4 protein-coding genes are annotated in these 3764 nt (G+C 41.7%); all 4 read right to left on the reverse strand.

The window, feature by feature from the left end:
* Positions 1-39: 39 nt before the first annotated feature.
* Positions 40-819 carry a serine hydrolase gene (locus AC52RT_RS09020; RefSeq protein WP_495540429.1) on the reverse strand — a complete coding sequence of 260 codons (780 nt, stop codon included), beginning with the start codon at positions 817-819 and terminating at the stop codon, positions 40-42.
* Between the two features lie 15 nt (positions 820-834).
* Entirely contained in the window at positions 835-1842 is a 1008-nt protein-coding gene (locus AC52RT_RS09025; RefSeq protein ID WP_495540430.1) for an ABC transporter ATP-binding protein, read from the reverse strand.
* 1 nt (position 1843) lies between these two features.
* On the reverse strand, positions 1844-2764 hold the full coding sequence (locus AC52RT_RS09030; protein ID WP_495540431.1) for a C40 family peptidase: 921 nt from the start codon (positions 2762-2764) through the stop codon (positions 1844-1846).
* Positions 2754-3764 (reverse strand): mandelate racemase/muconate lactonizing enzyme family protein (locus tag AC52RT_RS09035; RefSeq protein ID WP_495540432.1); only part of this gene is annotated, 1011 nt, incomplete at its 5' end. The genes AC52RT_RS09035 and AC52RT_RS09030, both read right to left, overlap by 11 nt.

Raw genomic sequence — 3764 nt, forward strand, 5'->3', positions numbered from 1 at the left:
AAAAAACAGTGCATTCGGATGAATGGCACTGTTTTTTTATCATTCCACTAAGTCATCATAAATCAATTTACCGATTTGGCTGATGAGTTGTCGGCTTTCTTCATTTGAAGAAATCTGGTCAGTAAGAATGGCCGCGTAGACCGTTTCTGATTTGTAACGAATAATAGCCGCATCGTGAGAAACACCGTCAAGGGAACCGGTCTTATTTGCGATTTTCACTTCGTTCCCCATCATGGCAGGCAGTTTGTCGCAAAACTGCTGTTTTTCCATGATCTCTAGGATTTGCTGTCTGCTTGACGAAAGCAGCTCGTCACCCTTATGAATTGCTTTTAAACAAGTGACGATATCTGCTGCTGAGGTAATGTTTTCACGACCGTCAGCTGCTGCCTGTAGATCCATCATTCGTCTTTGCAGCATAGTATTTTTCATCCCTAGATCATCCATGCACGTATTAATGTTTTCCATTCCAAGCAAGCTGATCAGCATGTTGGTTGCAGTGTTATCAGAGACGATTGTCATAAGAACCAGCAAGTCTTTAACGGTTAAATGAAGTGAATGAGATAGCGCTGACAACACGCCAGATCCACCTGCCACATCCCCTTGAATAAAGGGAACTTGTTGAGTAAAAGCAATTTTGTTTTTTTCTACTTGCCGAAAGCCTTCCACAAGCATTGGGATTTTGATTAGACTCGCAGATTGATAGATATCATGACTGTTGTATTCAATGACTTGTTCAGCTTTTTCAATTCGATAGCTGATCCTGCCGTCGAATTGCTGAACTAATTCAATTATATCTTTTTCTATAGTCTGTAAGGACATCTATTCCCCTTCTTTCTACTTGCTTACAGCTACTGTGCTGAAGTCACCTTGAGAATACTTTTTATTATATAAATGACAGGCTACAAAATGTCCATTTTCAATTTCCTGCCACTCTGGCTTATGTGCAGCACACGTATCCATTGCATATGCACAACGAGTCCGGAAAACACATCCGCTTGGAGGATCAACTGGGCTGGGCAGTTCTCCTTCTAGGATAATCCGCTCTCTTTGATCTTCGATATCTGGATCGGGTATCGGTATGGCCGACAGCAGCGCTTTTGTATATGGATGCAGGGGTTCTTTATATAGTTGGCGGCTGTCCGTCAGCTCAACGATATGTCCAAGATACATTACGGCAATTCTGCTTGAAATCTGTTTAACCATCGACAAATCATGCGCTATGAAGAGATAGGTCAACCCTTTCTCCTTTTGGAGACGTTTTAGCAGATTAACCACCTGTGCCTGAACAGACACATCTAGTGCCGAAATGGGTTCGTCGGCGATGATAAATTCGGGGTTTAAAGCCAGCGCTCGGGCTATACCGATTCGCTGCCTTTGACCACCGCTGAACTCATGGGGATAACGGTCCGCATGGTCACGATTTAACCCAACGTCCTCAAGCAGCACCTGCACCCTCTCCAATCGTTCCTTTTTATCCGGGTATAATCCATGAACCTCCATTGGTTCGGCGATTATTTCCCTGACGGTTGAACGAGGATTCAAAGAAGCATAAGGATCTTGAAAAATCATCTGCATATTGCGATAAAAAGAAAATCGTTCTTTTTTATTCATTTCATGGATATTTTTCCCTTTAAAAATAACTTCACCGTCCGTTTGATCATAAAGGCCGATAATCGTCCGTCCTGCTGTCGATTTACCACAGCCAGATTCACCAACAACACCAAAGGTTTCTCCCTTAAATACTTTAAAAGATATTCCATCGACCGCTTTTAATGTTTCTCCTTTACCTAAAGAAAAATGTTTTTTTAAGTTTTTTACTTCTAAGAGCACTTGATTTTCCATTCTATTCCTCCGTCCCGGTCCAATAACGACAGGCTCCGCAAAGCTCAGTTTCATAGACCGTTCCTGCAAGATCGATAATTTCGACACTTCGCCCAGTCTTGGGTGAATGCAGTAATTTACCCTCGCCGTAATATAGACCAACATGATGTAGTTGTCCTTTTCCTTCTTCATACGCAAAAAATAATAAATCTCCAGGTTCTATGTCTTCAACTTTTACCGGTACTCCTTGTTTGGATTGATCGTCTGCATCACGAGGAATATTGTACCCATTCGCTTTGCACATGTTAAACGTAAAACCGGAACAATCATAGCCAAAACTGCTTGTGCCGCCCCATAAGTAAGGCAGATTCAGAAATTTCTCACCACTGTTAATAATTTGCTGTCCATTTCCCTTCGGTCTGCATGATAGCGAAGATAGTACTTCTACTTCATTTGCTTTCAATATTCCAGTCCCTTCCGGTAGCTGCACAACGATGAGATCCTGCTTTTCTTCTAGAATAGGAAGTACTGTTTGATAGCTTAGCTTCATCAACTCCGTTTCATTATCCGAAAATAAAACGGTATGGTTACTCGTCACCACAGCCACCTTGTCGTCAAGATTCCAGTCTCTTACCTTAGTTAATTGGATACTGGGAATCCAGCCAGGATATCCTCGGCTATTCTTTTGAGAAGGCTGCCCTAGAAGAATTACCTCTGACCAACCGTTTAGTTCGCGAATGACGTCTACTTCTTCACCAATTAGTGCTTGTGTTTGCAAGATGTCTTGTTCACAAAGTTCTAACCTGTAGTCATATGTCAAACGATCCAGCCACTCCTCGAACAATACAGGATTAGAAATCGCTTGCTTGTCGATATCTCTCACACTCTCAGGATTTGTCCAAATACCTGCAACCGGTACATTGATGACATAGTCAGTTCCCATCCCCTGCACCTCCTGTAAGATTAACCCTTTCAATCCCTAATCCTGGACTATCACTCAAGAAAATATTTCTTCCCTGATAGATAATTCCACCTTTAATAATGTCTTTTGCCAGCATTAACGGGGCATCAAAATCATAGCGTGTAATATTTTTTTTACTTGCTGCGAAATGAGCCGCTGCACTAATACCAAGCTTTGTTTCAATCATACTTCCCATCATGCATTCGACACCGCATACTTCTGCCATACTATTGATGGCTTGAGCTTGATGGATGCCACCTGCTTTCATCAGCTTAATGTTAATTAAATCTGCACTTCTCGTTCTTAATACTTCGAAGGCCTGTTTAGGTGTAAAAACAGCTTCATCTGCCATAATCAGTGTCTCGACAGCATCTGTTACCTGCTTCATTCCCTGTACATCCCACGCTTTAACAGGCTGCTCAACTAGTTCAATTTGTAAATCGAGATCCTCCATTTTTCGGATTACTCGAATAGCTTCTTTAGGCTCCCAGCCTTGATTCGCATCGAGTCTAATCACGACATCTTTACCAATCTGTTCTCTGATGGCTAAAATCCGATCTATATCTGTTGAACTATCATCTTTGCCGACTTTAATTTTCAACACATTGAAACCTTGCTGAATGCAAGAAACAGCATCTTCAACCATTTCTTCAGGACTATTTACACTGACGGTATAGTCGGTCTCAAGTTTGTCACGATAGCCGCCTAAAAATTGATAGAGCGGCATATTAGCATGCTGTGATAAACAATCATAAACCGCCATATCTACCGCAGCTTTTGCACTTGAATGACCGACAATACTTGCATTCATTTCCCGGAAAATATCTTCAAAATTCGACAAACTTCTTCCTATTAAAGCTGGTTTGATAACAGCTTGAATAGTTGTCTCAATACTTCGTAAACTATCTCCTGTAATAACAAGCGTCGGCGGTGCTTCTCCCCAGCCAATCACGCCAGTATCACAGATGATTTTCACATATAT

The organism is Peribacillus sp. (assembly GCF_059453735.1).